Origin of the sequence: Kitasatospora sp. NPDC018058 (genome assembly GCF_044327205.1) — a bacterium.
Classification (GTDB): domain Bacteria; phylum Actinomycetota; class Actinomycetes; order Streptomycetales; family Streptomycetaceae; genus Kitasatospora.
The window spans coordinates 1,795-7,194 of sequence record NZ_JBIRFA010000109.1; the positions used below are offsets into that span (position 1 = coordinate 1,795).

Sequence of the window (5,400 nt, forward strand, 5' to 3'; positions counted from 1 at the left end):
GTACTGGTCCGTGTGGCCACGTCCCACAGCCGGATGGTCTTGTCGAAACTGCCGCTGGCGAGGGTTTTGCCGTCGGGGCTGAACGCCGCCGAATACACGGTGTCGGTGTGGCCGGTGAGGGTGGCGGTACTGGTCCGTGTGGCCACGTCCCACAGCCGGATGGTCTTGTCGAAACTGCCGCTGGCGAGGGTTTTGCCGTCGGGGCTGAACGCCGCCGAATACACGTTGCGGGTGTGGCCGGTGAGGGTGGCGGTACTGGTCCGTGTGGCCACGTCCCACAGCCGGATGGTGTTGTCGCTGCTGCTGCTGGCGAGGGTTTTGCCGTCGGGGCTGAACGCCACCGACCACACGGTAAAGGTATGGCCGTGGAGGGTGAACCAGGCGTGCGGGGCGCTGTCGTCCGCGAGCCGTAGTGCTGCGATTGCTCCGCCTGACGCTGCGGCCACTGCGGCGAGGCCGCCGAGGATGACGCTGCGGCGGCGCAGTCCATGGGGCGGGGCGGGAGTGTCCGGCCCGGTGCCGCAGTCGGGCGCGGCGGGGCCGGGTGACGGCGCGGCCTGGGTGGGGGCTGTGTCCAGGTTCGGTATGGTGCGCAGCGTTACGCGCAGGTGCTGCACTGTGGTGGGTGTGTCGGGCCGGGCAGCCGGGTCCTTGGCCAGCAGCGAGGCGACCAGCCGGTCGATGTCGGCCGGAACGTCGTCCCGTATCGACCGCAGGGGCGGTGGCACCTCGTCTAAATGCCGGCGCATCAGTGCCCATGCCTGCTCGGTGGCTGGGAACGGCGGGGCGCCGGTCAACAGTGCGTACAGCACGCATCCCAGCGCGTACAGGTCGCAGCGCGCATCGACGTGCTCGCCGCGCCACTGCTCAGGTGCCATGTAGGCCGGAGTGCCGAACGGCCTGCCGGTGACCGTCAGCCCTTCCGTGGCCTCCGCGGTACGAGCTATCCCGAAGTCGCAGATCTTCAGCCGGCCGTCGGTCAGCAGGAAGAGGTTGCCGGGCTTCAGGTCACGGTGTACCACCTGCTGGGCGTGCGCGGCGGCCAGTGCTTCGGCGGCTTGCAGTCCGAGGTGGACGGCTTCGGATATCGGCAGGCCGGCCGGCGACCGGGCCAGGAGCTGTGCGAGATCCGTCCCCTCCAGCAGTTCCATGACGATGAACAGGCGGTTGTCGTGGCGCCCGACATCGTGCACCACCGTGATCCCCGGATGCTGGAGCCGCGCACCGATCGAGGCCTCGCGCCGGAACCGCTGGAGTAACTCGTCATCCGACTCGAACTCCAGTAGTACCTTCAGCGCGACCGCCCGTCGGAGTTCGACGTCGTACCCCTCCCACACCTCGCCCATGCCGCCCTGACCGAGCCGCGAGTCCAGTCGGTATCTTCCGGAGAGGTAGTCCCCCGCCCGCACAGTGCCCCCAGGCCCTCAACTGTGGCTATGACAAAGGCCATTGTGGAGTATGAGAATCACCTGCACCATGGCGACTCCGAAGCCCCTGGTGGGCCGCGACGGGCACTCGAACGTCAGGACATCACCCGAGCGAAACCGGACACCGCTGGCTGTGCCTCGTCGGGTTTCCCCTGCCGCATCGCGGGTTCGACTGTCGGGCGCAGCCGCGACCACGTGCGGCAGGGCTCGACGCTCGTGGATCGTCAGTCCGGTCAACCTTCAGTGGCGAACGGTCAAGATCGCTTGTCAGAGGTCAGGCGCGACACAGCCGAACACACCCCGGTTCGATGGCGGGGCCGGCCCCGGCCGACAGCAGGGCGCCGATGTTCAGTCCAGGGCCGCGTCGAAGGTCTCGCGGTTGGTCGACGTGAAAGCGTGCTCCCGTTCGGACCACCGGATGCGTTCGACGATCTCGTGGTCCTCGGCGACGCGCGGGGACGGGAGCGCGAGGTGGCTTCGTCACCACCGGGCGTTGCGCAGCTAGCGGTCGAGGACGACCTGCAACTTCCCTGACGAATCCTCTGACCCGCAGCAACCAACGGGGAGGCCGACGGCCGGTTGACCCTCGGCGGGGCGGGCCGCCGAGGGTGAATTTCGCCCGATAAATCCTAGGATCATCACCTCTTCTGACGTGACGTTACGTACTTCCCAACGGGGCGCGGCGGCGATTTCGTTCCCCGTCGGTTTGTGACTTTTCCCCTGCCACTACGGCCTTCTCCGGATACTGATCGCGACCCCATACTCCGAGGTCGGCAGCGGTGTGAGCTGCGGAAACCCTGAGTGAGGATGGCGGTTCGAGACTTTGGAGATGACGACAGCAGTGTTCCCTGCGGAGTCCTGGCTGGTCTCGCGGGGGATCGTGCTCGAACGGGGGCCGAGGCGGACGCTCGCGGCCGCGAGTTTCGTCAACATGGTGGGCAGCGGCGTATTCATGCTGAGTGCAGCGCTCTTCTACACCCGCTCGGTCGGGCTGCCGGTGGCGCAGGTAGGACTCGGGCTGGGGATCGGCGGGTTGGCCGGTCTGCTCTCCGGGATACCGGTCGGGCGGTTGGCCGACCGGCGTGGGCCGCGCGAGGTGTACCGGATGACGCTGATCGTCCAGGCCGCGGCAATGGCGGCGATGGTCCTGGTGCACTCGTTCTGGCTCTTCGTGGTGGCGGTATGCCTCACCGAGCTGGCAGGTTCGGCCAGTTCGGCAGCCCGTGGACCGCTGGTGCGCGGACTCGCTGGCGAGAAGCCCGCCGAGTTCCGGGCCTATCTGCGTGCGGCCGTCAACCTGGCGGCCAGCATCGGGGCCGGGCTTGCCGCACTGGTTGTCCAAGTGGACACGCACGCAGCCTACGTGTGCCTGGTGCTGGGCAATGCGCTCAGCTTCGTGGCGACCGCGGTCATCGTTGGCCGGCTGCCATCGCTGCCGCCCGTACCGGTGCCGCCGGGAACCGGTCGGTGGATCGCGCTCAAGGACTACCCCTACATGGTGGTCACCGCGCTCGACGGCGTCATGTCGCTCCAGGGCGACGTGCAACTCTTCGCGTTGCCTCTATGGATCGTTCGACACACCAACGCGCCACGCTGGTTCGTCGGTGCGAGCGCGCTGGCCAGTACCTTCATGGTGGTGGCCTTGCAGGTAAGGGCGAGCCGCGGGGTCGACAGCAACATTACCGCCGCGCGGGCCTGGCGCCGCTCGGGCTGGGCGTTCCTGGCCGGAATGTCCCTGATCGGCCTGGCGGCTGGAGTGCCAGGCTGGCTTGCGGCGCTGATGATCCTGCTCGGGGTCGGCGTGCACACGATCGGCGAAATCCTGCAGGCGGTCGGCTCGTCCGAACTGCGCTACAACCTCGCGCCGGCCCACGCACAAGGGCAGTACTCGGGTGTCTTCGGGTTCGGCCGCGGCGTGGCGAGCGTCGCCGCCCCCTCCCTCTTGGGCTTCCTCTGCATCACCTGGGGCACACCCGGCTGGTTCCTGATGGGCGGAGTCTTCGTCGCGGTCGGGCAGGCGATCCCCTACGTCGTGCGGTGGGCTGAAAGGCGAGTGCGGTGATCTGTGCCCGGTTCGCGCTCGAAGGTCACCCACATCGGTTCCGGGACTCGAATGTCAGGCAGCTGTTGAGGCGCGCCGTTCTTTGGGGCTTCGCGAGCGATAGTGCTTCCCAGGCCCAGCGCTTGGCTCGTGATCGACACCATGTCTCATGAGACATGGTGAGCGCGAAGAACAGGTCCACGCCATGTAGCCGAGGTCTTCGAGGGGATCGCCGGGGGCGGCGGTGTCGAAGTCGATGAACGCGACCGGGACGCCGTCGTCGGAGAAGACCGTGTTGTTCGGCCCCGGGTCGTGATGGCAGACCACGGGGTGCCGACCGGCCAGGGTGCTGCCGCGCGTCGCCTCGTGGAAGGCGCGGAGCAGGGCACCGGCGGCGCTCACCTGCGGGTCGGTCCAGCGCTGGAAGCGGGCGGGCACTCGACCCGGGAGGTAGCTGAGGATCTGGCGGTTGGCCTCGTCGAACCCGAGATGGCGCGGGGCACCGGTGAAGCCCTGCCGCTGGAGCTCACCGAGCAACTGGGCGACGAACGCTGACGACGCGGTGGCCGGTCGCCGGACGGTGCGGCCGACCCGGACGACGCCGGGAGTGATCCGCCCGCCGGGCAGCGGTACCTCATTCTCCATGGCGCCCATCTTCTCGTGCCCGGCACCGGCACACGGGAGCGAAGTCGCGGAAACTTCCCTTGTCGCGAGGGGTGTGCTCCGGCAGGCGGTGCGCCACGATGACGCGATGGACGACAGCACCCAGGCGATGGTCGACTTCCTGCGCGACAAGTACCGCGACCGCATCCACACCACCGAGAGCATCCACAGCGCGGTGGTCACCGGCCGCATCCCCGCCCTGGACGGCGACCGCCGCAAGCACGCCGGCTTCACCCTGCAGTCCGTCCATGAGGCCCAGTCGATGCTGGAGCTGTTCGAGACCACCATCGTGGCCCACCTCGGCACCGCGGGCCCCATGGGCGCCATCGCCGAACAGCAGCTGCGTATCCTCTCCCGCCCGTTCCTGTAGCGGGCCCGGCGCGGTTGCCCCGGCCCACGGCACGGGAATGAGCCGGACATGAACAAGAACCAGGAGCAGACCGGCCCGGTCGACGCGACGCGCGCCCAGGAACTGACCGAGCAGCTGCGCACCGCGATCGAGGACGTCCGGGCCGCCGTCCTGGTCCTGGCCCGCCGGGTCCGCGCCGCTCACCGGGCCCGGGTGTGGACCGTCCTCGAGTACCCGAGTTGGAGCGCCTACGCGCTGGCGGAATTCGGGGTCGGCCGCTCGACGGCGTACCGGCTGCTCGACCTGGCCGCCGTCGCCGAAGCGATCGAGAACACCGTGCAGTCCGAGCTCGGGGTGTCCCACGCGTGGGACAGCACCGACCTGGTTCTGCCGGTGCGCGCGGTGGTCGACCTCAAGGGCCGGCCTGCCGCCGCTACGCGATCTCCGGCGACGTCCGGGCGATGGACGGCTGGTAGAACCGCAGGTCAGAGGGGGCGGCTTATAGTTTTGCGCCCGTCCCGGAGGGCCTCGAACGGGGGACGATTTATGAAACCGTCGCAGGTCAGCGCCCGCCGGTGATGGCCCGTGAGTGTGCGTCTCGGGTCCGGCGGGCGCCTGGCCGCAGGCTACCGGGACGCGGTCGGCGGGCCGGGGATTTGTACCCGCCGCAGGACAATCGCGTTACCCGTGGTGGTGGCGCTCAGATCTGCCGGTCCGGGTCGGAGAAGGTCAGGCCGCCTGGGGCGAGCGGGCGCCGGGCCGGGGCAGGTGCGGGCGCGGTCTCGCTGGGCGGCTGGCGGAAGTCGGCGCCTTTGTGGGTGCCGATACTGACCTCGGCGCTTCAAGGTGATGGCGGTGGGAGGTCGAGGGAGAGTCCGGCCCCGGTGAGGAAGCCGTCGAGGATGTCGGAGCGGTACTGC

At 69.1% G+C, this 5,400-nt stretch carries 5 protein-coding genes; 3 read left to right on the plus strand and 2 right to left on the minus strand.

The window, feature by feature from the left end:
* A partial coding sequence (locus ACH4E7_RS45065; protein ID WP_396255040.1) for a WD40 repeat domain-containing serine/threonine protein kinase occupies positions 1 to 1,346 on the minus strand: 1,346 nt, incomplete at its 3' end.
* 910 nt (positions 1,347 to 2,256) lie between these two features.
* Between ACH4E7_RS45065 and ACH4E7_RS45070 the strand changes: the two genes are divergently transcribed.
* Positions 2,257 to 3,489: an MFS transporter gene (locus ACH4E7_RS45070; protein WP_396255041.1), complete on the plus strand. Its 1,233-nt coding sequence runs from the start codon at positions 2,257 to 2,259 to the stop codon at positions 3,487 to 3,489.
* A gap of 54 nt (positions 3,490 to 3,543) precedes the next feature.
* Here ACH4E7_RS45070 and ACH4E7_RS45075 read toward each other — a convergent pair whose 3' ends face one another.
* Positions 3,544 to 4,113: a phosphotransferase family protein gene (locus ACH4E7_RS45075; protein WP_396255042.1), complete on the minus strand. Its 570-nt coding sequence runs from the start codon at positions 4,111 to 4,113 to the stop codon at positions 3,544 to 3,546.
* Between the two features lie 106 nt (positions 4,114 to 4,219).
* Between ACH4E7_RS45075 and ACH4E7_RS45080 the strand changes: the two genes are divergently transcribed.
* Both ACH4E7_RS45080 and ACH4E7_RS45085 read left to right on the plus strand, forming a co-directional pair.
* Positions 4,220 to 4,501, plus strand: a complete 282-nt coding sequence (locus ACH4E7_RS45080) for a hypothetical protein (protein WP_396255043.1) — start codon at positions 4,220 to 4,222, stop codon at positions 4,499 to 4,501.
* Positions 4,502 to 4,549: 48 nt separating this feature from the next.
* Complete coding sequence (locus ACH4E7_RS45085) at positions 4,550 to 5,059, plus strand: hypothetical protein (protein ID WP_396255044.1); 510 nt, start codon at positions 4,550 to 4,552, stop codon at positions 5,057 to 5,059.
* Positions 5,060 to 5,400 lie beyond the last annotated feature (341 nt).

Coding starts and splice junctions, on each gene's coding strand:
- ACH4E7_RS45070 (WP_396255041.1), top strand. CDS start 2,257: ATGACGACAGCAGTGTTCCCTGCGGAGTCCTGGCTGGTCTCGCGGGGG.
- ACH4E7_RS45075 (WP_396255042.1), bottom strand. CDS start 4,113: ATGGAGAATGAGGTACCGCTGCCCGGCGGGCGGATCACTCCCGGCGTC.
- ACH4E7_RS45080 (WP_396255043.1), top strand. CDS start 4,220: ATGGACGACAGCACCCAGGCGATGGTCGACTTCCTGCGCGACAAGTAC.
- ACH4E7_RS45085 (WP_396255044.1), top strand. CDS start 4,550: ATGAACAAGAACCAGGAGCAGACCGGCCCGGTCGACGCGACGCGCGCC.